Origin of the sequence: Lutimaribacter pacificus (genome assembly GCF_900142185.1) — a bacterium.
GTDB lineage: Bacteria > Pseudomonadota > Alphaproteobacteria > Rhodobacterales > Rhodobacteraceae > Lutimaribacter > Lutimaribacter pacificus.
Window position 1 is genome coordinate 314,341 of sequence record NZ_FQZZ01000001.1, and the last position, 23,442, is coordinate 337,782.

Below are 23,442 nucleotides of genomic sequence, written 5' to 3' on the forward strand. Positions count from 1 at the left end.
TGAACATCAGGGAGGAAACCATGTTCAATCGACTGCTGACCGCCGCCGCGACGGCACTGATCCTGACCGCCCCGGCGCTTGAGGCGCGCGAGATGCGTGTCTCGTCCTTCGAGCCTGCACAGGGCTTTTATTCGTCCAAGGTGCTTCAGCCCTGGATCGAGCAGGTGAACGCGAAACTGTCGGAGGGCAACGCGTTCAAGCTCTACCCCGGTTCGATCCTCGGCGCGCCGCCCGCACAGGCGGAGCTGGTCAAGGCGGGCGTCGCCGACGTGGCGCTGGTCGTGCCGACCTACACGCCCGGCCTTTTCCCGCTGAGCGGCGTGGTCGAAGTGCCGGGCCTTGTCGAAACCGGTGCCAAGGGGGCCGACATCCTGAATACGCTGGCCGAAGAGGGCGCCCTGGATGCCGAATATGCCGATTACAAGGTCATCGCCGTGTTCACCACGCCCTCTTACCGCTTCCTGATGGCCGACAAGGCGGTGCACGTACCGGCCGATCTGGATGGTCTCAAGCTGCGCTCGCCGTCGAAATTCGGCTCGGAGCTGTTCGGCATGGCCGGGGCCTCGGGCGTCGGTATCCCGGCGCCGCAGGTCTATGAAAACCTGGAACGCGGGGTCGTGGCCGGCGCGGTCTGGGTGATGGACGCCTACCGCACCTTCCGCCTGAACGAGGTCGCGCCGAACGTCACCAACACGAAATTCATCGCGCAGCCCATGGCGGTCCTGATGAACAAGGGCGCCTATGACAGCCTGCCCGACGCCGACAAGGCGGTGATCGACGAGATGTCGGGGCGTGCCACCGCCGAATGGATCGCCTCGGTGGTCGACGAGACCGACGCCAGCAACGAAGCCGCCTTTCGGGATGCCGGCGAGGTGACCTTCATCGACCTGACGGACGAGGAAAAGGCCGCCTGGGATGCCGCCTTTGCCGGGGCCGCGGATGCCTGGGTGAAGGGCCAGCCCGATCCCGCAGCCGCCGCGGCGGCGCTGGACCGCGCCCGCGCCGTTGCCGGCGAGTGAACCGTCTTTCCCCGTCCGTTCCGTGGACAGGCGGGGATCATACCTTGGGGGTGCGGCGGGGCCGGTCCAGGATGCCGCATCCCGAACTGAAACGATTGGAGACGACCATGGCTATCAATGCTCTGGGCTATCTCGGCATACGGTCCGACAAGCTTGACGACTGGGGCGATTTCGCCGGCAAGCTGCTTGGAATGCAGAAGATCGACCGTGGCGGCAAGGCGCTGGCCTTTCGCATGGACGACCGTCAGCAGCGGCTTCTGGTGTCCGACGAAGAGGGCGATACGCTGGCCTTCATGGGCTGGGAGGTCGCACACCGGGACGACCTGCAATCCTATGCCGCGCGGCTCGACAAGGCGGGGGTGACGGTGCATCCGGGCACGCCGGAGCTGTGCGACCGCCGCTTTGTCGACAGCCTGATCTGGTTCGAGGACCCGATGGGCAACCGTGTCGAGCTGTTCCACGGGCCGATGATCGCCTCGGACCCGTTCGTGCCGGGCCGGCCGATCGACGGCTTTCGGACCGGCCCGCTGGGCATGGGCCACGCGGTGCTGCATGTAAGGGACATCGACGTGATGCTGCCCTTCTATCGTGACCTGCTGGATTTTCATGTCTCGGACTACGGGCTCAAGCCCTATGGTCTCTACTTCTTCCACGTGAACGGGCGGCACCATTCCTTTGCGATGGTGGGCTCCGGCCAGGCGGGATTTCATCATTTCATGGTGGAGTTCCAGAATCTCGACGATGTGGGGCAGGGCTATGACCTTGCCCAGCAGGACGAAGGTCGCGTCGCCTATACGCTGGGCCGCCATACCAACGATTACATGACCTCGTACTATGCCAATTCGCCCTCGGGCTTTTTCGTCGAGAACGGCTGGGGCGGGCGGGTCATCGACCCCGACACCTGGGAGCCGCACGAAACCCATGACGGGCCCAGCTTCTGGGGACATGAGCGGTTGTACCTGCCCGAGGAGGGCGGGCGGAAGGCGTTGCGCGACATGCGGCTGGATGCCGCCGCGCGCGGACGCCGCGCGCCGCCCGTCGCGGATTGCCCGTGGCTTTTCGGCGAACTGGCCAGGCAGGGGGTGTGAGCATGGAGCATTATGACGTCGCCATCGTGGGCTACGGTCCCGCCGGGGCAACGCTGGCGCATCTGCTGGCCGATTGCGGGGTGCGCACCCTCGTGCTGGAACGTGAGGGTGCGCATTACCACCTGCCCCGCGCCGTTCATTTCGACGCCGAGGTCATGCGCACCTTTCAGTGGATCGGTATTGCCGACAGGATGGAGCCGAAGACCGCCAGGCATCCCGGTATGCGTTTCGTCGATCCCGACGGCCGGCTGCTGCTCGACTGGCCGCGCCCGCAGGGCGAAGGCCCGCAGGGCTGGCGCGCCAATTACCGCTTTCACCAGCCCGACCTCGAGGACGTGCTGCGCGACCACATGACGACCCGCGAAACGGTCACCGTGCGCACCCGCTGCGATGTGTTCCATGTCGAGGAACGGGACGAGGATGTCGAGCTGCGCTTTGAGGACATGTCCTGCGGCCGGATCGAACGTGTCCGTGCGAAATACGTCGTCGGCTGCGATGGCGCGCGCTCGCTCATCCGCCGCTACATCGAAAGCGGGATGGAGGATTACGGGTTCCACGAACGCTGGCTCGTGGTGGATGTGATCCTGAACCGTGACAAGCCGGACCTGGGCGAACACTCGATCCAGTATTGCGTGCCCGAACGCCCCGCCACCTATGTCCGCACCCCCGGCCTGCGGCGGCGCTGGGAAATCACGGTGCTGCCGGACGAGGACAGCAACGAGATCGCGCGCCCCGACCGGGTGTGGGAGCTGCTGTCCGGCTGGCTGCGCCCCGACGAGGCGGAACTGGAGCGCACGGCGGTCTACGTGTTCCACTCGCTCGTGGCCGAGGACTGGCGCAAGGGGCGGCTGATCCTCGCGGGCGATGCCTGCCACCAGACGCCGCCGTTCATGGGGCAGGGGATGTGCGCGGGCACCCGCGACGTGACGAACCTGTACTGGAAACTGGCGCTGATCTGCAAAGGCATGGTCGGCGGCGACGCCGCCGAAGCCCTGCTCGACACCTATGAAAGCGAGCGCAAGCCGAACGCGCGCGAATATATCCAGACGGCGGTGCGCCTAGGCGGGCTGATCAACACCGCCGGAACCGAAGAGGCGCTGCGCGCCGCCCTGCCTGCGGCGGATGGCTCGGCGCGGATGGAAAGCATCATGCCGCCCATCGGGCCGGGGCTGGGCGTCGGTGACCGGGCCGGGCGATTGTTCGGCCAGCCCCGCATGGCCGACGGCACGCGCATGGACGACCTCTACCCGCACCGGTGGGTGGTCGTCGCCGAGGCCGGGCTTGCCAAAGGGCTGGAGCTGCCCGCCGGCGTGGGGCTGGTCACGACCGCCGATTCGAATGCCGCCGAACACCTGTCGCGGCTGGGCGCCCGCGCCACGGTTCTGCGCCCCGACCGCTATACGCTGGGCGGGGCCGACACGCGCGAGGCGCTGGATGCGCTTGTCGCGCGCATCCTTCCCGACCTGACACAAACGCAACAACCGGAGCTGGTCTGACATATGAAACTCTGTTCTTTCACCAAGGACGGCACGTCCTCTTACGGCCTTGTCACCGAGGCGGGCATCGTCGATCTGGGCAAGCGGTTCGACGCACCCACGCTGCGCGATTTCCTGGCCACGGGCGACATGGCCGCCGCCGCCGGGCTGGCGTCGGAGCCGGCGGATTTCGCCTTTGACGAGGTGGCCCACGACCCGGTCATCCCCAACCCCGACAAGATCATCTGCGTCGGCCTGAACTACCACGCCCATATCGAGGAAACCGGCCGCGAGGAAACCCCGAACCCGGTGCTGTTCGCCCGCTTCGCTGGGTCCCAGATCGGGCACGACCAGCCGCTTGTCAAGCCGCTGGAAAGCGACAGGTTCGACTATGAGGGCGAGGTCGCGGTGATCATCGGCAAGGAAGGCCGCCGCATCAGCGAGGCAGACGCGCTCGATCATGTGGCGGGTTATGCCTGTTACAACGACGGCTCGGTGCGCGACTGGCAGAAACATACGCATCAGTTCATGCCCGGCAAGACCTTTGCCGGCACGGGCGGCTTCGGCCCGTGGATGACCACCGCCGACGAGATCCCAGATCCCGCCGCGATGCGCCTGCAGACGCGGCTTAACGGCGAGACCGTGCAGGACACGACCCTCGATCTGCTGGTTGCCTCGATCCCGCGCCTGATCGCCTATTGCTCGACCATCCTGCCGCTCTTGCCGGGTGACGTGATCGTATCCGGCACGCCGGGCGGCGTCGGCGCGCGCCGCAATCCGCCGCTTTTCATGAAGGATGGCGATGTGTGCGAGGTCGAGGTATCCGGCGTCGGCATCCTGCGAAATCCGGTCGTCGCCGAAAGCTGACTTCCGGTGCGGCGGACCTTGTGAGATGGTCACCCCATGACCGAGGACCCCGCCGCCAGATCGCCCGGCGGCTCCGTGCGTGCGCTCGCGCGGGGCCTTGCCATCCTGCGCCACGTCAACAAGACCGGCGAAGCGCGCCCCGGCGAGATCGCCAGGGCGCTCGATATTCCCCGCCCGACCGTCTATCGCCTGCTCGAAACGCTCGAGGAGCTGGGCTATGTCGCCTTCTCGGCCACCTCGAACTACGTGCGTGTCACGCGCTTCGCCGCGGCGCTGGGCGATGGCTATGCGCTGACGACCGAGATCGCGCAGGCCGCGGGGCCGATCTTTGCCGCCTATTCGAAGCAACTCGTCTGGCCGCTCGACCTGACCGTCTATCACAACGCGGCCATGGTGATCCAGGAAACCACGCATGGCCGCTCACCCCTCTCGATCGACAGGGGCATGACCGGTTTCCGGCTGCCGATGCTGCGCACATCGGCCGGCCGTGCCTATCTTTCCTTCTGCCCGGACGAGGAACGCAACCTGATCCTCGACCACCTGCGGCGGCTGGACCACGAGGATGACCTGCCGTTTCTGGACGACCGCTGGCTGACGCATCTTGTCGAAGAGACGCGCGCACGCGGCATCGCCATCCGCGACAGCGGCGAGTTCCGCCAGGAAACCGCCTCGATCGCGGTGCCGATCCGGGCCGACGGCAATGTGCTGGGCTGCGTGTCGCTGATCTGGATCAGAAGCGCGATGAGCACCCGCCGGGCGCTGGACGATTTCGGCGCGCCGCTGCTCGGGATCGCCGAACGCATCTCGGGCGCGCTGCCCGGTTGAGCGGTCAGACCGGGCGCGCCTCGAGCTCGCTGGCAATGGCCGCGTCCAGCGGCACGTCATAGGTCATCAGGATCGCGCCCAGAACCGAGTAGAACCCGACCGTGGCGATCAGGTCGAACACCGCCTCGCGCCCGATGGTCGCGGCCAGCTCGCGCTCAAGCGCGTCGGGCAGGCGGTGTTCGTCGAGGATCGCATCGACCGCGCGCGCCAGAAGCCCGTCCTCGCCCTCGGGCATCCTCAGCATCGCGGCGATTCTGTCGTCCGCGATGCCGAGCGCACGGGCCCGCGCGACGTGATGCGCCCATTCGTAGGACGAGCCGAGCCGGACCCCGGTCCGCAGGATCACGATCTCGGACCGTTCCGGCCCCAGCGCCGTGTCCTTGACTATGTGCTGGCGCAAGGGAGCCCAGGCGCGCAGCAGCGCAGGGTGATGCGCCATCATGCGATAGACATTGAGCGCCCCGGCGAACCCCGTCCGCAGATCGCCGATCTCCTCGGGCCACATCTCGTCGGGGATCGGCCCCGGTGTTCCGGCATCTGTCATGGTCTGCTCCCTTTTGCCGCGATCTTTCCCGCAATTGCACGGGTTGCCAAGACCCTGGGCGACCGGCGTTCGCGCTGCGGACAGGCGAGAGGTCTGGGGCGTCATCAAATGCACCGGCCGCGGGCGCACCCCTCGGGGCACTTCCCGCCACACGCCATCCCGCGCGGTCCATCGCTCCAAAGCTCGAAGGAAGGTGGCTGGGGTGGTAGGATTCGAACCTACGGTACACGGTACCAAAAACCGCTGCCTTACCGCTTGGCTACACCCCAACAGTGACGCGCTAATTACTGGCTTGCGTGCGGGGGTTCAAGACCGGATTTGCGAAAAAGTCGCGGATTATTCCCGCGGGGCGTCGTGTTGCAGAAGGTCCTCCTGCGCGGTGTCCTCGCGTTCCTCCTCGACGATGCGCTCCAGTTGCTGTTCGGCATGTGCCTGCACGTCGAGCGATTCGGCCGGGTCGTTGGCGGGGGCGGCGGGCGGGGCCGGTTGCGGGCGGGCAGGGCCGGCCGGTGTCGCGGGCGTCGTGGCGGCGATGTCGCGCGTCAGCACGCGGTAGGTGGGTTCGGGCATTTCGATCCCCGCGGCTTCGAAGGCCGCGAGGATCTGGCGGATCGCCTCGCCGCGCGCCGCGGTCAGCGAGGTTTCGCGCTGGTCGATCCAGGCGGTCATGCGCAGCGTGATGTCCGAGCCGTTCAGCTGCTCGGTCCAGACCGACACCGCCGGGGCGGCCAGCACGAAGGGCAGGGCGTTCAGCGTTTCCTCGGCCAGGTGGACGGCCGCGGCAAGGTCGGTGCCATAGCCCACGCCGACATCGAACAGCATCCGCCGTTCGGGATTGCGCGTGTAGTTCACGATGCGCGACTTGAAGACGGTGGCATTGGGGATGCGGATATGGTTGCCGTCATAGCTCAGCAGGATCGTGGCGCGGCTGGTCAGGCGGATCACCTTGCCCTCGTCGCCGCCGATCTCGATCGCGTCGTTGGGCCGAAAGGGCTGGCGCACCGACAGCATGATCGAGGCGATGAAATTCTCGACCGTGTCGCGCACGGCAAAGCCGATGGCCAGCCCGATGATCCCCGCCGCGCCGAGGATCGTCGACAGCAGCGCCGTGGCGCCCAGGATATCCAGCGCGATCACCAGCCCGCCGATGACGAATCCCAGCCGGATCACCTGCCGGTAGATATCGGCGATGAAGGCATTGGGCGCCAGCCTGTCCCACGGCCGGCGCATCCGCGCGATCAGCCAGCCGACAAGGACGACGGCCAGGAACGCCAGCGCCGCCACCGCCAGCAGCGGGGTATAGTTCACCATCTGCACCATGCGGTTGCGGAACCGCTCGAAGGCCGGGTCGAGGCGGCGGCCGACATCGGTGGTTTCGGTCACCTCGTTGCGGATGGCGACAACGCCGTCGACGCGGCCCACCAGATCGTTCAGGCGCGCGGCCTCGGTCGCCTCCAGCGTGGTGCCGCGCAGGGTGACGATGCCGGACGACACGGTGACGGTCACGTCCTCGTACCCCGCCAGTTCGGACAGGATGTTGCGGATGCGCACCGCGATGGCGGCGTCCTGTTCGGCGGTGTCGGCGACTGCGATGGTGCCGGTGGGCTGATCGCTGCCCTGGGCGGTCGCGGGATGGGCCAGCGGCAGGCACAGGAGCAGGAACAGGGCAAGGGCAAGGCGGTGCGGCATGGGGCGGTATCGGGCTGGTGAAAACGACTGCCGGCAGCCTAGGCCAGAACCGCGCGGTTTCCTATCCGAACCGCGCGGTTTTTTCGGGGCTTGCAATAGATGACAAAAATACTCAGTATTGTGGCCAGCCACCCCTTCTGGCGGGGAAGCCGATTCACGCAATGGAAACCCGACCGAGGATTTCGCATGACACGGACACCACCCCGCCCGGGGCAGCCTGTGCTGCCCGCCGACCGCACCGACATCCTGACGCTTCTCGGCGTCGAGCTGATGCCGGACATGCCCACGCTCGAAGCCCTGCTCGACCGGATCGAGCGGCGGGAGGCGCGGCCATGATCCCGCGCCAGACATTCGACAAGGACGCCGCGGCAAGCCTGCCGCAGCACGACGCGCTGGCGCTGACCAATGGCGGCCACCTGGCGCTGATCCGCCTGGGCGACCAGGTCTATACGCTGCGGATCACCAAGGCGGGCAAGCTTATCCTGACCAAATAGGCCCCGGCCTCAGTCAAGGATCTCGTCGGGGCGCACCCCCCAGAGCGCGGCCTTCTCGGCCCAGCCCTTGTAGCCCGCGACGCTGATCCGGCACCAGGCCGGCCCGCAATCCCCAAGCCGTGCGATCACGCCCAGTTCCAGTTGCGCGACCACCGGGCTTTCGGGGTCGCGGCGGGCATGGAGCGCCACCATGTCACGGTCGACGATGACCGTGCGCACACCCGACAGCAGGGAATAATGTATCCAGCCGCCCGCGCCCTCGCGGTCGCGCACGCGGCGCCAGTGGCCGTGTTCGGCGGTGATCTCGACCGGCATGTCCTTGCGGGTGAACACCCAGTCGATGCGGTGCGTCAGCGACGGGCCGCGGCGCACATTCGCCTCGCCCGCGCGGATCGAGACAAAGCGCGGAATCGGCAGGTTGGTCTCCGGTCCCCGTTCCTGCGCGGCGGCGATGCCGGGGGCCAGCAGCAGCACACACAGAAATGCCCGCGCCAGATGCGATGTCATGGTGCCTGTTCCCATAAGCCCGATGTTTTTGCGCCCGGGTTCTTGTGCCCCGGCTGTTCATCCGCCACTCTGCCAACAAGACCGGTGAATGGAAAGCCTGCGGAGGACAGCAATGCCATCTGAACGTCTGAGTGTTGTCGTCACGCGACGCCTGCCCGAGGTGGTCGAGACACGGATGACCGAACTGTTCGACGTCTCCCTGCGCGAGGACGACACGCCGATGACCCGCGAGGAGCTGGTGGCCGCCATGCAGGAGGCCGATGTGCTGGTGCCCACCATCGGCGACCAGATCGACGCCGGGATGCTGGGCCAGGCCGGCCCGCGGCTGAAGCTGATTGCGAATTACGGCGCCGGGATCGACCATGTCGACGTCGCCACCGCGCGCCAGCGCGGCATCCTGGTGTCGAACACGCCGGGCGTGCTGACCGACGATACCGCCGACATGACGATGGCGCTGATCCTGGCCGTCACGCGGCGCATCCCCGAGGGGCTGGCGCTGATGCAGTCGGGCGCGTGGCAGGGCTGGTCGCCGACCGCCCTTCTGGGCGGGCGCGTGGGCGGCAAGCGGCTGGGCATCCTGGGCATGGGCCGCATCGGGCAGGCCGTGGCGCGACGCGCGCGGGCCTTCGGGATGCAGATCCATTACCACAACCGCCACCGGCTGCGCAGCGAGATCGAGCAGGCGCACGAGGCGACATGGTGGGAAAGCCTGGACCAGATGGTCGCGCGGATGGACGTGATTTCGATCAACTGTCCGCACACGCCCTCGACCTTTCACCTGATGAACGCGCGGCGGCTGAAGCTGATGAAGCCCGAGGCGGTGATCGTGAACACCAGCCGGGGCGAGGTGATCGACGAGAACGCGCTGACGCGGCTGCTGCGCGCGGGCGAGATCGCGGGTGCGGGGCTGGATGTCTACGAACACGGCCACGATGTGAACCCGCGCCTGCGCGAGCTGGGCAACGTGGTGCTGCTGCCGCATATGGGCTCGGCCACGCGCGAGGGCCGGATCGAGATGGGCGAAAAGGTGCTGATCAACATCAAGACCTTCGCCGACGGCCACCGCCCGCCCGACCAGGTGCTGCCCTCGATGCTGTGACAGCAGCCCGGCCGGTCGCCCGTGGCGGGCGGCGGATGCCTCCGGCGGGAGTATTTCGGGAACGATGAAGCAGCGGAGAGGCGACATGCGGACGATCCTTCTGGCGGCCATCCTGGCGATCCTGGCGCCCGTCACCATGGCGCAGGACGCCGCCGACACGGTCGCGCCCGAAGGCGGCGGGGCAGGGGCGGTCGCCACCTCGGCCGCGACCGCCGCCGCGCAGGAGGCCAAGGCCGCCGGGCGCCCGGTTGCCGCATCCGACTGGATGGTGGCCGTGGCCAACCCGCTGGCGGCCGAGGCGGGCGCGCGGGTGTTGCGCGCGGGCGGCTCGGCGGCGGATGCGATGGTGGCCGTGCAGGCGGTGCTGGGGCTGGTCGAGCCGCAAAGCTCGGGCCTTGGGGGCGGTGCGTTCCTTGTCTGGTACGATGCCGCGACCGGAGCGGTGACGACGCTGGACGGGCGTGAAACCGCGCCGCTGGCGGCAACGCCCCGGCTGTTCCTTGACGACAAGGGCGAACCGCTGGGGTTTTTCGAGGCGGTCGTGGGCGGCCGTTCGGTCGGCGTGCCGGGCACGCCCGCGCTGCTGGAGGCGGCGCACCGGCGCTGGGGCCGGGCGAACTGGGCCGGGCTGTTCGGTGACGCGATCACGCTGGCCGAGGAGGGGTTTGCCGTGTCGCCACGCCTGGCCGCGTCGGTCGCGCGCGATGCCGAACGGCTGGCCAGCCCCCCGGCGACGGCGGCGTATTTCCTGCCGGACGGTGCGCCGCTGGCCGAGGGCGCGGTGCTGCGCAATCCCGAATATGCCGATATGCTGCGCCGGATCGCCGGCGACGGGGCAGGGGCGTTCTATACCGGCGAGATCGCCGCCGATATCGTGCGTGCGGTGCGCGGCGCGTCGAACCCGGGGCGGCTCTCGGCGCTGGACATGGCGATCTACGAGGTGAAGGAACGCGCGCCCGTTTGCGTGGCCTATCGCGGGGCGGATGTCTGCGGGATGGGGCCGCCAAGTTCGGGCGCGCTGACGGTTGGCCAGATCCTCGGGATGCTGGAGGGGCACGACCTGCCCGGCCCCGACAGCGCCGACGCCTGGCGGCTGATCGGCGATGCCAGCCGGCTCGCCTTTGCCGATCGCGGGCTTTACATGGCCGACAGCGATTTCGTGCCGGTGCCGGTGCGCGGGCTGGTCGATCCGGCCTACCTGGCGGAACGCGGCGCGCTGCTGGACGGTGACGATGCGCTGCCCGAGGTGGCGCCGGGGCAACCTGCCTTCGATCATGGCTGGAACTATGCGCCGGGGCGCGACATGGCGCAGCCCGCGACCTCGCATATTTCCATCGTCGATGGCTATGGCAACGCGCTGAGCATGACGACGACCATCGAGAACGCCTTTGGCAGCCGGGTGATGGTGCGGGGTTTCCTGCTGAACAACGAGCTGACGGATTTCTCGTTCCGCTCGCATGACGGGGGCCGCCCGGTGGCCAATGCGGTGGCGCCGGGCAAGCGGCCGCGGTCCTCCATGGCGCCGACCATCGTGTTGCGCGACGGCAGGCCGGTGCTGGTGGTGGGCAGCCCCGGCGGCAGCCGGATCATCGGCTATGTCGCCAAAACGATCATCGCGCATCTGGACTGGGGGATGGACGTGCAGCAGGCGGTGGCGCTGCCGCACCTGGTGAACCGCTTTGGCACCTATGACGTGGAAGAGGGCACCGGGGCCGCCGACCTGGCCGACGCTTTGGCGGCGCTGGGATACGAGGTGGATACGCGCGAGCTGAACTCGGGCCTGCACGCGATTTCCATCGGTCCCGAGGGGCTGCGCGGCGGGGCCGACCCCCGGCGCGAGGGCGTGGCGCTGGGGCAATAGCGGGCGCGCGGAGTTATTTCTGGCCGATCTTCGGTTCGGTCCCGGCGCGCAGCCGGGCGATATTGGTGCGATGGGTCCAGAACACCAGCAGGGTCAGCACGACGCCCAGCCCGAACATCTGGCCCTGCACCAGGATCATGATCCAGATCGTCGAGGCCGCCGCCGCCGTGATGGCCGCCAGCGACGAGATGCGTGCGGAAAAGGCCACGATCAGCCATGTCAGGCAGAGCACGATACCGACGGGCCATGACAGGGCCAGCATGATCCCCAGGAAGGTCGCCACCCCCTTGCCGCCGCGAAAGCCCAGCCAGACCGGAAAGACATGGCCGACAAAGGCCATAAGCCCGGCAAGCTGCGCGGCATCCTCGCCCGCCATCGCGCGGGCCAGCAGCACGGCGACCGCGCCCTTGGCCCCGTCCAGCAGCAGCGTCAGGGCGGCGGCGGGCCTGTTGCCGGTGCGCAGCACGTTGGTGGCGCCGATATTGCCCGACCCGATCTCGCGCAGGTTGCCCAGCCCCAGCGCGCGGGTCAGCACCACGCCGAAAGGGATCGAGCCCAGAAGGTAACCCGCCACGGCCCAGAGGATCAGCAGCGGCAGGGCGGTTTCGATGGGCGGCATCAGGGCTCTCCGTAAACGCGGGTTCCGGCGACGTAGGTGGCGTGCAGCTTACCCTGCAGGCGGGCGCCGTCAAAAGGCGTATTGCGCGATTTCGACAGCAGCGTGAAACGGTCCAGCACGAAGGGCGCACCGGCGTCGAAGACGATCAGGTCGGCGGGTGCGCCGGGCGACAGCCGCCCCTGCGGCAGGCCCAGCCGGTTCGCCGGGTTCAGCGCCATCGCCCGGAACAGTTGCGGCAGCGTCAGGTCGCCCGCGTGATGCAGGCGCAGCGCGGCGGGCAGCAGCGTTTGCAGCGCCACCGCGCCGCCGGCCGCCTCTTCGAAGGGCAGGCGCTTGCTTTCCTCGTCCTGCGGCGTGTGCATCGAGCTGACGATGTCGATCAGCCCGTGGCGCAGCGCGTCGACCGTGGCCAGCCGGTCCTCTTCCGCGCGCAGCGGCGGCTTGACCTTGTAGAAGGTGCGATAGTCGGCCACGTCCAGCTCGTTCAGCGTCAGGTGGTGGATCGAGGTACCGGCGGTCACGTCCAGCCCGTTGCGCTTGGCCCGCTCCAGCGCGGGCAGGGCGCGGGCGGTGGTGATCTGGTCGAAATGCACCCGCGCGCCGGTCATCTCGATCAGCGCGATATCGCGGTCGAGCCCCATGCGCTCGGCCATCGCCGACACCGCCGGCAGCCCGCGCAGCGAGGCGAACTTGCCGCTGGTCGCCGCCGCCCCGCGCGACAGGCCGGGTTCCTGCGGGTGCAGCAGCACCAGCGCGTCCAGGCTGCGTGCATAGGTCAGCGCGCGCGACAGCACCTTGGTATCGGTCACCACGTTGTCGCAATCGGTAAAGGCCACCGCGCCGGCATCCAGCAGGAAACCGATCTCGGTCATCTCGCGCCCTTCGCGGCCCTTGGTCAGCGCGGCCATCGGCAGCACGCGGACCGGCGCGGCCTCGGCCGCGCGGCGGGCGACGAATTCCAGCGTTTCGGGGTTGTCGATGGCGGGCGTGGTGTCGGGGCGCGTGACCATCGTGGTCACCCCGCCCGCCGCCGCCGCCAGCCCCGCCGAGCGATAGGATTCCTTGTGCCGCTCACCGGGTTCGCAGACCTTGACGCCGATATCGACTATGCCGGGGGCCAGGTGATGGCCGCCGCAATCCACGACCTGCGCGCCCTTGGGCACGGCGATCTCGGGGCCGTGACCGGCGATCGTGCCGTTTTCGACCAGAAGGGCGCCGTGGCTGACATCGCCGGCCTCGGGGTCGACGATGCGGGCATTGGTGAACAGCGTCGCGGTCATGGGCCTTGTCCTCTGTGGCGCGGCACAGGGTAAACACTCATGCGGGCGCGGGGGCAAGGGGCAGGTGGTCGATGCGGTGTTTTTCGGCGGATGGTTCGGGCGTTTGTGGCTGCCAGTGGAATGGAGCGCAACAGAGGGCAGCGCACGGCCGCGGTCGGGCGATCCGACGTCTGTTTGTGGCAGTTTATGCTGCAGCTACTTCCTACCTCAGGCCGTGGCACTGGCGGCAGCCAATCGCCCGGCCGGGGGGCGGCCGTGCGATGCCCGGGCCGCTGCGCGGCTGTTCCGGGCGGGTGTGTCCTTCCCGTCAACTGTTGGACGCAAAGGCGCCCCTACCCGTCGCCCGGCGGCAAATCGCGCTCGATCTTGCCCTGCACGCCGCGCAGCAGGGCGTAGACGGTATTCCCGTCGGGGATGCGTTCAAAGCCCACCATCCGCATTCGCGTGCCGCGTTTCATCGGCACCGGTTCGAAGGCGAAGCCGATCGACCCCGGCTCGGCGCCGTCGAAGCTCAGGATCGTTTCGCGGGTGATCGGATAGCTTTTCAGCCGCTTGCCCCGGAACGGCAGGTCGGTTGCGACGAAGGCGCGCTTATTGCTCAGCGAATACCAGGTGCGGCCGCGGCGGTAGGCATCCCACAGCACGTGGCCGCCGAGATGGTAAAGCCCGATCCCCAGGAAGGGCAGCGCCAGCAGCGGCATCAGCGCCGCGACGCCGCCCCGGTCGGCAAGTGCGGCCGCCTGCACGAACCAGATCACCGCCACCACGGTGAACACCGCCGCCGGCACCATCCGCTGCCGGGTCAGCGCGGCCCATTGCGGGCGGGTGTCGGGGCGCCCCTGCCACAGGATCGTTTCGTCCGGGGCAAGGATTCCGGCCCAGGGGTCTTGCGCGTTCATGCCACGGCCTCGCGGGCGCGGGCCAGCTCGGCGCGCAGGTCGCGCAGGCCGGGCACATAGGCGATGTCGATGATCTCGCGCCCTTCGCCCACCACGAACAGGCGCCACCACAACAGCCCGCGCAGCCGGGCGATCTCGGCGATGGGCAGGGCACGGGTATCCAGCGGGTCGCGCCGGTCGACCTGCACCAGCCGCTTGTCGGTCACCAGCCACATCAGCGAACGGTTGCGCCGCCAGTCGCCCAGGTTGTCGAAGACGAACAGGTCGACCAGCACCACCAGCGGCAGCACGATCCAGCCCCGCGGGTCGCCGATGAAGAACACCACCGGCGCAAAGGCCAGCGCGGTGGCGGTGACGACGAACAGCTCACGCCGCAGGTAGACGCGGAAGGACGGGCGGTAGAGGCCGCGCAACGCCTCGCCCGGCTCCAGGTAATCGGCGACGGGCTCAGCCATCGCGCCGCCCGGCCTGCACGGCGGCGATCCGCGTGCGGGTGGCATCGCGGTCCTTCTGGTATTTCAGCAAGTGCTTGTCGCCGGTCAGGGTGACCACCTGCACCGCGCTGCCCAGCGTGTTGAGTGCCCCGATCTCGGCCAGCCGCACCGCGCGGCTGCCGGGCCCCAGAAGGCGGCGGTCGGTCAGGTCCCAGCGCACCGCCAGCTCGTCCGAGGCCACGAACCACGCGCGCAGCACCACCGCCGCCAGCCCGCCCACGGCACCTGTCCAGACATGGGGGTTCCCCAGCGCCCACAGGATGCCCATCCCCGCCGCCATCGCTGCCGCCGCCAGCCAGGCGTGATCGCGGATATAGGTGGCGCGGTCGGCGCTGAAGCTGGCCTGCACGGTTTCACCCTCGGCCAGCGCGGTCGTGGGGGTGTTGGCATAGTCGCTCATGCCGCGATCCAGACCATGATGGCGACCAGCAGGAACAGGACCAGCAGCGCCACTGCCGCCACCCGGCCGGATATGGCGGCATCGCTCGGGCCGCGTTTCAGCGGTGCACCCTTTGCCCCCTCGGAGCGGAGCGGGGTGAAATCGCTTTGCGCCTGCGCCTGCGGCTCGGCATAGGTGCCGATCCAGCGCAGCGGCGCGCGCGGCGTCAGCACCTGCGCGGTGCCCGCGAAGGCGCGCGAGGGCAGCACCAGAACATAGCCCGTCAGCGCGCGCAGCCGGGCGCGGTCGGGGGCGATCTCGTCCGCGGCGACGCCCAGCCCCTCGGTCAGGTAGCCGTCGAGGCCAAGTTCGCCCAGATCGGCAAGCCTGACCAGGTCGACGTGGTCGGGCGACAGCGCCTGCGCGCCAAGCGCATCGCGGATCGTGGCGATACCGGGGCTGTCGGGATCGGTGAACCCGGCGATGCCGTCGGGCGGCAGGTCGATGGCGAAGACCCGGACAAGCCCGGCCTCGGTCGCGCTGACCTGCATCCGGTCGCTCACACCGTCACCTCTTTTTCCGCCGCGCGGCGGGCGCGCAGGTTGCGGGCCAGCAGGTCCATCGCCGCCATGCGCACCGCGACGCCCATCTCGACCTGTTCCTGGATGACCGAGCGGTTGATGTCGTCGGCGATGGTTCCGTCGATCTCGACCCCGCGGTTCATCGGGCCGGGATGCATCACGATGGCGTCCGCCTTGGCGTGGGACAGCTTTTCGGCATCCAGCCCGAAGCGGTGGAAATACTCGCGTTCCGACGGGATGAAACCGCCATCCATCCGCTCGCGCTGAAGCCGCAGCATCATCACCACGTCGACGTCGCGCAGCCCCTCGCGCATGTCGTCAAAGACCTCGACCCCGAATTCCGAGATCCCCGAGGGCATCAGCGTCGGCGGGCCGACCAGCCGCACGCGGTTTTCCATCTTGCCCAGCAGGATGATGTTCGACCGCGCCACGCGGGAATGGGCGATGTCGCCGCAGATTGCGATCGACAGCCGGTGCAGCCGGCCCTTGGCGCGGCGGATCGTCAGCGCGTCCAGCAGCGCCTGCGTGGGGTGTTCGTGCCGCCCGTCGCCGGCGTTCAGCACCGCGCAGTTCACCTTTTGCGCCAGCAGGTCCACCGCGCCGGAATGCGGGTGGCGCACCACCAGAAGGTCGGGATGCATCGCGTTCAGCGTCAGCGCCGTGTCGATCAGGGTTTCGCCCTTCTTGATCGAGCTGGCCTGCATCGCCATGTTCATCACATCCGCGCCCAGCCGTTTGCCCGCCAGTTCGAAACTGGCCTGCGTGCGGGTCGAGTTTTCGAAGAACATGTTGATCTGCGTCAGCCCGGCCAGCGCATCGGCGTGCTTGTTGGCCTGCCGGTTCAGGTCGACATACTGGTCGGCCAGATCGAGGATCGTGGTGATCCCGGCCGGGTGGAGGGGTTCGATCCCCAGAAGATGCGATTGCGTAAAGCTCATGCCGCTGAACCCCTTGGCTGACCGCTGCCCGTTATAGGCGGGCAGGGGGCGCTGGGCAACGGGGCGCGATCAGGCCCGCCCGGCATCGGCCGACAGCGTCAGCGCGCCCACCCCGAGGGAGTTCAGCGCCGCCTCCCACAGGGCGGCGGGGGCGGTGCCGAACACCAGCTCATAGGATGCGTCGCAGGTCAGCCAGCCGTTTTCGGCGATCTCGGCCTCAAGCTGGCCGGGCCCCCAGCCGGCATATCCCAGCGCGACGATGGCGTGCGCCGGGCCGGTGCCCTGGCCCATCTCTTCCAGCACGTCCAGCGTGGCGGTCAGGGCAAAGCCGCCCGGGATCTCCATCGAGTTCAGCGCCGAGGCGAAATCGTCGCTGTGCAGCACGAAACCGCGCCCGGTTTCCACCGGCCCGCCGAAATACACCGCCGGGTCGGGCGCATCCGCCTGCATCGGGATCTCAAGCTGCTCAAGCAGTTGCGACAGGGTGATGTCGCCCGTCGGCTTGTTGATCACAAGGCCCATCCCGCCCTCGTCGGAATGCGCGCAGATAAAGACCAGCGCCTTGGCAAAGCGCGTATCGCCCATGCCCGGCATGGCGATCAGCAGCTTGCCCGTCAGGTCCAGTTCCTGGGTCATATCGGTCATCCTCGGCGATATGGGGTTCCGTCCCGCCCGTGTCCAGCATGGAGGGGGGCGGGCGGTGTTGCAAGGGGCGGGCGGCTCGCTCAGACGTGACTTGGATTTCAACACGGTTTCGCCCATGTGTTAGGGCATGAAGAACCCGACTGCCCTTTTTGCCGCGCTTGCCGCGATATCCATGGCCCTTGCCGCCCCGGCGCCCGCCCGCGCCAACCCGTATTCCGAGCTTGTGCGCGTCGAATTGCTGCCGGGCTGGCGGCGTGTCGACGGCGAACATATCGCCGCGCTGCACCTGACGCTGGCCGAGGGGTGGAAAACCTACTGGCGCGCGCCGGGCGACGCGGGCATCCCGCCGCTGTTCGACTGGTCGCAATCGCGCAACCTGCGGGCGGCGATGCCGGTCTGGCCGACGCCGGTGGTGTTTTCGCAAAACGGGATGCGCTCCATCGGCTACAAGCACGACCTGGTATTGCCCCTGCGCGTCACCCCCGACCGCGCCGGCCGCGAGATCAGGCTGGACGCGCGGCTGCAGATCGGGATCTGCAACGATATCTGCGTGCCGGTCGACCTGACCGTCACCGGCGCGCTGCCCGATGGCGGGCGGCCCGATCCGCGCATCGTTTCGGCGCTGGCCGATATCCCGGTGCCCGCGGCCGAGGCCGGTGTGCGTGTCACCGGCTGCACGCTGAGCCCGACACCGGACGGGCTGCGCCTGACCGCGCGGGTGGCGATGCCGCAGGCCGGCCGGGCCGAGGCGCTGGTGATCGAAACCGCCGACCCCGAGGTCTGGGTGGCCGAACCCCGGCTGAGCCGTGAAAGCGGCACGCTGGTGGCCGAGACCGAGCTGATGCATATCGACGGCGGTGCCTTCGCGCTGGACCGTTCGGGCCTGCGCCTGACCGTGCTGGGGCGCGGGCAGGCGGTGGATATCCGCGGCTGCCCGGCGCCCTGACGCCTATTCCGCCGCCATCTTGCGGCGGCCCTCGCGGGTGGGCGCGTAAAGGTAGTCGCGGGTCAGCGGCACGGCCTCCTGCGCGGGGCTGAGCTGTATCTGGAACACCACCTGCCCGGCATGGCGGAAGGTGAATTCGCTGGCCAGCAGGTAGAACCGCCACATCCGGCAGAACCGTTCGTCGTAAAGCGCGCGGGCGCGATCCTCGTTCGCCACGAAGCGGCGGTGCCATTCCTTGAGCGTTTCGGCGTAATGCAGCCGCCAGACCTCGATATCGGTCGATCCCAGCCCCGAAAGCTCGACCGCCTCCATCGTTTCGGACAGCGACGGGCAATAGCCGCCGGGGAAGATGTATTTGGTGATCCACGGGCTTGTTGCGCCGGGCGGCGTGGTGCGCCCGATCGTGTGGATCAGCGCGATCCCCTCGGGCGTCAGCAACTCGCGGACCTTGCGGAAATATTCGCGGTAATGCGGCACGCCCACATGTTCGAACATGCCGACCGACACGATCCGGTCGAACGGACCCTGCACCTTGCGGTAATCCATCAGCTCGAACCGCACCTTGTCGGCCAGCCCGGCCTCCTGCGCGCGGCGGTTGGCCATGGCGTGCTGTTCGGTCGACAGCGTGACGCCCACCACCTGTGCGCCGTAATCGCGCGCCAGCGTCAGCCCCATGCCGCCCCAGCCGCAGCCGATATCCAGCACCCGCATTCCCGGCTTTATCAGCAGCTTGCGCGCGATATGGTGCTTCTTGGCCTCCTGCGCGGCGTCCAGCGTCATGTCGGGGCGCGGGAAATAGGCGCAGGAATACTGCCGGTCGGCATCCAGGAACAGGTCATACAGCTCGCCCGACAGGTCGTAGTGATGCGCCACGTTGCGGCGCGACCGCGGCGCCGGGTTGAACTGCGCCAGCCGCCGCCCCAGCCGGCGCAGCCAGTCGGCGGGCCGCTGGAAGGCTGGCAACCCGTTCTGCGCCGCGTTGCGCACGATCAGGTCGAGAAATCCGCGCAGATCGTCGCCCTCGACGGTCAGCTCGCCATCCATATAGCTTTCGCCAAGCGCCATCTGCGGCGTCAGCACCAGCCGCCGGGGCAGCGACGGCGCGTTCAGCCGCACCGCCACCTGCGGATCGCCGCCGCCATAGCGCCGCGTCGTGCCGTCGGGAAACGTGACGCGCAACTCACCCTGCCGCACCAGGTGCGACAGCAATCGGTCCAAAGCCGTGTTCCACATGGTCCACCCCCTTGATCAGGTGCCCGCACGGGCACCATCACCGTTCGCGTTCGACCCTGCCTGCCGGGTATCAACCAGCCCTGTTCGCCGGGCTTTCCCGGACTGCTCGCGCCGGAAATCTTATCGCAGAATGGATTAGTGTAAAGATTCCGGTGCTTTTGCCGCCTGACCCGGCGCGGAACTGCCTGCAAAACGGGACGGCGACCTTGACTTCCCGCCTCAGGCAAGGTGTATCGGCGCGGATTGCGAAACATCCGCCGAAGGATACCATCATGCACGCCTATCGCAGCCATACCTGCGCCGAACTGACCAAGGAAAACGTCGGTGACACCGTCCGCCTGTCGGGCTGGGTGCATCGCGTGCGCGACCACGGCGGCGTGCTGTTCATCGACCTGCGCGACCATTACGGCGTGACGCAGGTTCTGTGCGACCCCGACAGCCCGGTGTTCAACGCGGTTGAAAAGGTCCGGTCCGAATGGTGCATCCGCATCGACGGCGTGGTGAAAGCCCGCGGCCCCGAGCTGATCAATGCCAAGATCCCCACCGGCGAGATCGAGGTGTATATCCGCGACATGGAGGTTCTGGGCGCCGCGAACGAATTGCCGCTGATGGTGTTCGGCGATCAGGAATACCCCGAGGAAACGCGCCTGCGCTATCGTTACCTCGACCTGCGCCGCGAAGAGATGCAGCAGAACATGAAACTGCGCTCGGACGTGGTGGCCTCGATCCGGCGTCGCATGTGGGACCAGTCGTTCCGCGAATACCAGACGCCGATCATCACCGCCTCGTCGCCCGAGGGCGCGCGCGATTTCCTGGTGCCGTCGCGGCTGCATCCGGGCAAGTTCTATGCGCTGCCGCAGGCGCCGCAGCTGTTCAAGCAGCTGATCATGGTGTCGGGGTTCGACCGCTATTTCCAGATCGCGCCCTGTTTCCGTGACGAAGACCCGCGCGCCGACCGCTCGCCCACCGATTTCTACCAGCTCGACATGGAAATGTCCTTCGTCGAGCAGCAGGACGTGTTCGACACCATCCAGCCGGTGATCGAGGGCATCTTCGAGGAATTTGGCGGCGGCAAGACGGTGGACAAGCACTGGCCGCAGATTTCCTACAAGGATGCGGCGCTGTGGTATGGCACCGACAAGCCCGACCTGCGCAACCCGATCAAGATGCAGGATTGTTCCGACCATTTCCGCGGCTCGGGCTTTGCCATCTTCGCAAAGCTGCTGGAACAGGACGGCACCGAAATCCGCGCCATCCCCGCGCCCGGTGGCGGCAGCCGCAAGTTCTGCGACCGCATGAACAGCTTTGCCCAGAAAGAGGGCCTGCCGGGCATGGGCTATATCTTCTGGCGGGATAGAACCAATGACCCATTGGAAGAGATAAAGAGGAAGGCGATTAAGCAAGCTCTTAGGGAAGAACTCAATTCAGAGAACGGACTTCGCGCATTAGTGGCTCATGAACAATTGAAAGAGCTTGAAGAAGAGGACCGATTGTCAATTGGCACTCTAAGTAGCGATGAGTTGCGATCTGTTTTGGATCGACTCGAACAACATCGTTTGAATGGCGAAGAAGCTGAGGCGGATTTCCTGATCTCAGCCTATTTTGGCGAAATGGAAGCCGCAGGCCCGCTGGCCAAGAATATCGGCCCCGAACGGACCGAGGCGATCCGCCTGCAACTGGGCCTTGGCAAGGGCGATGCGGCGTTCTTCCTTGGCGGCAAGCCCGCCAGCTTCGAACGTGTCGCAGGCAAGGCCCGCGACGTGATCGGCGAGGAGCTGGGCCTGACCGACAGGGACCGGTTCGCATTCTGCTGGATCGTCGATTTCCCGATGTACGAGGCCGACGAGGAAACCGGCGCGATCGATTTCAGCCACAACCCGTTCTCGATGCCGCAGGGCGGGATCGACGCGCTGTCGGGCGATCCGCTGGACGTGCTGGGATACCAGTACGACCTGGCCTGCAACGGGTATGAGCTGATCTCGGGCGCGATCCGCAATCACAAGCTGGATATCATGATCAAGGCGTTCGAACTGGCCGGTTACGGCGAGGACGAAGTGCGCAAGCGGTTCGGCGGGCTGGTCAACGCGTTCCAGTTCGGCGCCCCCCCGCACGGTGGCTGCGCGGCGGGCATCGACCGGATCGTGATGCTGCTGGCGGATGAGCAGAACATCCGCGAGGTCATCATGTTCCCGATGAACCAGCGCGCCGAAGACCTGATGATGGGCGCGCCCAGCGAGCCCACCAGCGACCAGTTGATGGAACTGAACCTGCGCGTCATCCCGCAGGACTGATCCCTTCGTGGAAACGGGCCGGTCCGGCCCCGTGAAACGCGCCGCCGGTTTGCACCGTGGCGCGTTTTTTACATGGCGGGCAGGGCTTTCCCCTCTGGCGGCTTCGTGCCACTCTCGCGCCCGGGGACAACCGGGAACGGGGATGATGGCCATGGAAAGATCGCTTGCGGACTGGACCGCGCCGCCGGCGCCGGACGGTGCGGTGCTCGAGGGGCGTTACGCGCGGCTGGAACGGCTGGATGCCGCCCGCCACGCGGCGCTTTTGTTTCGGGAAATCGACGGGCATGACCGCCTGTGGGATTATCTGGGTTACGGTCCCTTCGCCTCGGCCGCGCAGTATCACCGCTGGGTGCGCGAGGTCGCGGCGGGCGACGATCCGCTGTTCTATGCGATCCAGACGCGGGACGGCGGCGTTTTCGGCGGCGTGGCGTCGTTCCTGCGGATCACGCCTGACATGGGCGTGATCGAGCTGGGCCATATCAACCTGTCGCCCGCGCTGCAGGGCACCCGCGCCGCGACCGAGGCGTTCTACCTGATGATGGCATGGGCCTTCGACGCGGGATATCGCCGGTTCGAATGGAAATGCGATGCCGGAAACATGCCCTCGCGCCGGGCGGCGCAACGGCTGGGGCTGAGCTTCGAGGGCGTGTTCCGCCAGCACATGATCGTCAAGGGCCGCAACCGCGACACCGCCTGGTTCGCCGCCACCGATACCGACTGGCCCGCCCTGAAAGAGGCATTCGGCGTCTGGTTGTCGCCGGGCAATTTCGATGCCTCCGGGCAGCAGCGCGAACGCCTGTCCGATCTGACCCGGCTGGTGCGGGTCAGCCGCGACCCGGCGCTTGAAACCCGGTAAACGCCCCGGTCAGATCGCCACGCGATCCTCCAGCCGGTCCTGCACCAGCCCGGCCAGATGCGCCACGCCGGCATGGGTGACCCGACCTTCGCGGCGGGTCTGCGCCAGCGTCCGGCTGGCCTGCGCCAGAACGCCGTCACCGGCGCTGAGCGCGACGCCGTGCAGGAAATGCAGCGCGTAATCCAGCGCGCCCTCGCCGCCGTCCTCCAGCACCCCGGCGGCATGGGCCATGTCGTCACGAAAGGCGGTGCGGTCAGGCACGATCACGTCGTCACGCAGCAGCCGCGGCCCGGTGGGCTGGCGGTCGGCGGGCAGGCGGCTGAGGATCGCCTGCTGGAATCCGGCCAGCGAATCCAGCGGTTTGGGCAGGAACCCGTCGGCCCCCGCGGCGCTTGCCGAGGCGCGGGCCATCTCGTCGCCGCTGGTGGCCAGGATCACGCCGATGCGGGGGCGGGCGCTGGCCATTTCTTCGATCAGCTCGGTTCCCGATCCGTCGGGCAGGCCAAGGTCCACGATCATCGCCGAGGGGCGATAGACCTGCAGATGGCGGCGGGCAGAGCGCAGGCAATCGGCGCGCCGCAGCCGCGCGCCCGAACGCAGGCACATCAGGCGCAGCGCCTCGCAGGCGAAAATGCTGTCCTCGACCACCAGGATGGTCAGGCCCAGCAGCGGGCGGCTGGCGCTGGGCAGCGGTGTGGCGGGCAGGAAATCGCGGTTGTCCATGGCAGTCATCCCTTGTTGGCGGCATTCATGCGACTCACCATGGCGCGTCTTGGCTAATGCATGGTTAAGGCGCCCGTTGCGGCGCCCTGT

The 23,442-nt window shown here is 67.9% G+C and carries 25 protein-coding genes and 1 tRNA gene; 12 read left to right on the forward strand and 14 right to left on the reverse strand.

Features of this window, described 5'->3' with window-relative positions; genetic code table 11:
• The first annotated feature begins 20 nt into the window (after positions 1 to 20).
• From F3H87_RS01480 to F3H87_RS01500, 5 genes are all read left to right on the forward strand, one after another.
• Positions 21 to 1,019: a TRAP transporter substrate-binding protein gene (locus tag F3H87_RS01480; protein ID WP_149786794.1), complete on the forward strand. Its 999-nt coding sequence runs from the start codon at positions 21 to 23 to the stop codon at positions 1,017 to 1,019.
• A gap of 107 nt (positions 1,020 to 1,126) precedes the next feature.
• Positions 1,127 to 2,107 carry a VOC family protein gene (locus F3H87_RS01485; protein ID WP_149786793.1) on the forward strand — a complete coding sequence of 327 codons (981 nt, stop codon included), beginning with the start codon at positions 1,127 to 1,129 and terminating at the stop codon, positions 2,105 to 2,107.
• Positions 2,108 to 2,109: 2 nt separating this feature from the next.
• Complete coding sequence (gene mhpA, locus F3H87_RS01490) at positions 2,110 to 3,603, forward strand: bifunctional 3-(3-hydroxy-phenyl)propionate/3-hydroxycinnamic acid hydroxylase MhpA (RefSeq protein WP_149786792.1); 1,494 nt, start codon at positions 2,110 to 2,112, stop codon at positions 3,601 to 3,603.
• Positions 3,604 to 3,606: 3 nt separating this feature from the next.
• Positions 3,607 to 4,449, forward strand: a complete 843-nt coding sequence (locus tag F3H87_RS01495; RefSeq protein ID WP_149786791.1) for a fumarylacetoacetate hydrolase family protein — start codon at positions 3,607 to 3,609, stop codon at positions 4,447 to 4,449.
• A gap of 36 nt (positions 4,450 to 4,485) precedes the next feature.
• Complete coding sequence (locus F3H87_RS01500) at positions 4,486 to 5,274, forward strand: DNA-binding transcriptional regulator (protein WP_149786790.1); 789 nt, start codon at positions 4,486 to 4,488, stop codon at positions 5,272 to 5,274.
• A gap of 4 nt (positions 5,275 to 5,278) precedes the next feature.
• Here F3H87_RS01500 and F3H87_RS01505 read toward each other — a convergent pair whose 3' ends face one another.
• From F3H87_RS01505 to F3H87_RS01515, 3 genes are all read right to left on the reverse strand, one after another.
• Complete coding sequence (locus F3H87_RS01505) at positions 5,279 to 5,818, reverse strand: carboxymuconolactone decarboxylase family protein (protein ID WP_149786789.1); 540 nt, start codon at positions 5,816 to 5,818, stop codon at positions 5,279 to 5,281.
• A 194-nt stretch (positions 5,819 to 6,012) separates the two neighbouring features.
• Positions 6,013 to 6,087: transfer RNA gene (locus F3H87_RS01510), tRNA-Gln, on the reverse strand.
• Positions 6,088 to 6,154: 67 nt separating this feature from the next.
• A complete protein-coding gene (locus F3H87_RS01515) occupies positions 6,155 to 7,507 on the reverse strand; it encodes a mechanosensitive ion channel family protein (protein WP_149786788.1) in 1,353 nt (450 codons plus the stop codon).
• Between the two features lie 186 nt (positions 7,508 to 7,693).
• Between F3H87_RS01515 and F3H87_RS21740 the strand changes: the two genes are divergently transcribed.
• Positions 7,694 to 7,843 carry a hypothetical protein gene (locus F3H87_RS21740; RefSeq protein ID WP_188129138.1) on the forward strand — a complete coding sequence of 50 codons (150 nt, stop codon included), beginning with the start codon at positions 7,694 to 7,696 and terminating at the stop codon, positions 7,841 to 7,843.
• On the forward strand, positions 7,840 to 8,001 hold the full coding sequence (hemP, locus tag F3H87_RS01520; RefSeq protein ID WP_149786787.1) for a hemin uptake protein HemP: 162 nt from the start codon (positions 7,840 to 7,842) through the stop codon (positions 7,999 to 8,001). The genes F3H87_RS21740 and hemP overlap by 4 nt, the downstream gene beginning before the upstream one ends.
• Before the next feature lie 9 nt (positions 8,002 to 8,010).
• Here the strand turns inward: hemP and F3H87_RS01525 are convergent, their stop codons facing one another.
• Positions 8,011 to 8,508: an SH3 domain-containing protein gene (locus F3H87_RS01525; RefSeq protein ID WP_149786786.1), complete on the reverse strand. Its 498-nt coding sequence runs from the start codon at positions 8,506 to 8,508 to the stop codon at positions 8,011 to 8,013.
• A 112-nt stretch (positions 8,509 to 8,620) separates the two neighbouring features.
• On the opposite strand from F3H87_RS01525, the gene F3H87_RS01530 reads away from it, so the two are divergent.
• Together F3H87_RS01530 and ggt are read left to right on the forward strand one after the other, a co-directional pair.
• On the forward strand, positions 8,621 to 9,607 hold the full coding sequence (locus tag F3H87_RS01530) for a 2-hydroxyacid dehydrogenase (RefSeq protein ID WP_149786785.1): 987 nt from the start codon (positions 8,621 to 8,623) through the stop codon (positions 9,605 to 9,607).
• Positions 9,608 to 9,692: 85 nt separating this feature from the next.
• The gene (gene ggt / locus F3H87_RS01535) at positions 9,693 to 11,468 is read left to right on the forward strand and encodes a gamma-glutamyltransferase (RefSeq protein WP_149786784.1); all 1,776 of its coding nucleotides are present in this window, start codon (positions 9,693 to 9,695) and stop codon (positions 11,466 to 11,468) included.
• Positions 11,469 to 11,481: 13 nt separating this feature from the next.
• On the opposite strand, the gene plsY is transcribed toward ggt, so the two are convergent.
• The 8 genes from plsY to F3H87_RS01575 form a co-directional block, all read right to left on the reverse strand.
• Entirely contained in the window at positions 11,482 to 12,087 is a 606-nt protein-coding gene (gene plsY, locus F3H87_RS01540; protein ID WP_149786783.1) for a glycerol-3-phosphate 1-O-acyltransferase PlsY, read from the reverse strand.
• Positions 12,087 to 13,367, reverse strand: a complete 1,281-nt coding sequence (pyrC, locus tag F3H87_RS01545; protein WP_149786782.1) for a dihydroorotase — start codon at positions 13,365 to 13,367, stop codon at positions 12,087 to 12,089. Before pyrC ends, plsY begins: the two co-directional genes overlap by 1 nt.
• A 332-nt stretch (positions 13,368 to 13,699) precedes the next feature.
• Positions 13,700 to 14,266, reverse strand: coding sequence for an aspartate carbamoyltransferase catalytic subunit (locus F3H87_RS01550; RefSeq protein ID WP_149786781.1), 567 nt, complete (start codon positions 14,264 to 14,266; stop codon positions 13,700 to 13,702).
• The gene (locus F3H87_RS01555) at positions 14,263 to 14,721 is read right to left on the reverse strand and encodes a hypothetical protein (RefSeq protein WP_149786780.1); all 459 of its coding nucleotides are present in this window, start codon (positions 14,719 to 14,721) and stop codon (positions 14,263 to 14,265) included. Before F3H87_RS01555 ends, F3H87_RS01550 begins: the two co-directional genes overlap by 4 nt.
• Complete coding sequence (locus tag F3H87_RS01560; RefSeq protein WP_149786779.1) at positions 14,714 to 15,160, reverse strand: hypothetical protein; 447 nt, start codon at positions 15,158 to 15,160, stop codon at positions 14,714 to 14,716. Before F3H87_RS01560 ends, F3H87_RS01555 begins: the two co-directional genes overlap by 8 nt.
• Entirely contained in the window at positions 15,157 to 15,702 is a 546-nt protein-coding gene (locus F3H87_RS01565) for an aspartate carbamoyltransferase catalytic subunit (protein WP_149786778.1), read from the reverse strand. Before F3H87_RS01565 ends, F3H87_RS01560 begins: the two co-directional genes overlap by 4 nt.
• On the reverse strand, positions 15,699 to 16,658 hold the full coding sequence (locus F3H87_RS01570; RefSeq protein ID WP_149786777.1) for an aspartate carbamoyltransferase catalytic subunit: 960 nt from the start codon (positions 16,656 to 16,658) through the stop codon (positions 15,699 to 15,701). The genes F3H87_RS01565 and F3H87_RS01570 overlap by 4 nt, the downstream gene beginning before the upstream one ends.
• Before the next feature lie 69 nt (positions 16,659 to 16,727).
• Positions 16,728 to 17,294 carry a YqgE/AlgH family protein gene (locus tag F3H87_RS01575; RefSeq protein ID WP_149786776.1) on the reverse strand — a complete coding sequence of 189 codons (567 nt, stop codon included), beginning with the start codon at positions 17,292 to 17,294 and terminating at the stop codon, positions 16,728 to 16,730.
• Positions 17,295 to 17,430: 136 nt separating this feature from the next.
• On the opposite strand from F3H87_RS01575, the gene F3H87_RS01580 reads away from it, so the two are divergent.
• A complete protein-coding gene (locus F3H87_RS01580; RefSeq protein WP_149786775.1) occupies positions 17,431 to 18,249 on the forward strand; it encodes a protein-disulfide reductase DsbD domain-containing protein in 819 nt (272 codons plus the stop codon).
• A 3-nt stretch (positions 18,250 to 18,252) separates the two neighbouring features.
• On the opposite strand, the gene F3H87_RS01585 is transcribed toward F3H87_RS01580, so the two are convergent.
• Positions 18,253 to 19,482, reverse strand: a complete 1,230-nt coding sequence (locus tag F3H87_RS01585; protein WP_149786774.1) for an SAM-dependent methyltransferase — start codon at positions 19,480 to 19,482, stop codon at positions 18,253 to 18,255.
• Positions 19,483 to 19,754: 272 nt separating this feature from the next.
• On the opposite strand from F3H87_RS01585, the gene aspS reads away from it, so the two are divergent.
• Positions 19,755 to 21,773, forward strand: coding sequence for an aspartate--tRNA ligase (gene aspS / locus F3H87_RS01590; RefSeq protein ID WP_149786773.1), 2,019 nt, complete (start codon positions 19,755 to 19,757; stop codon positions 21,771 to 21,773).
• 151 nt (positions 21,774 to 21,924) lie between these two features.
• Complete coding sequence (locus tag F3H87_RS01595) at positions 21,925 to 22,629, forward strand: GNAT family N-acetyltransferase (protein WP_394852148.1); 705 nt, start codon at positions 21,925 to 21,927, stop codon at positions 22,627 to 22,629.
• 9 nt (positions 22,630 to 22,638) lie between these two features.
• Here F3H87_RS01595 and F3H87_RS01600 read toward each other — a convergent pair whose 3' ends face one another.
• Entirely contained in the window at positions 22,639 to 23,352 is a 714-nt protein-coding gene (locus tag F3H87_RS01600; protein WP_149786771.1) for a response regulator, read from the reverse strand.
• Between the last annotated feature and the right edge of the window lie 90 nt (positions 23,353 to 23,442).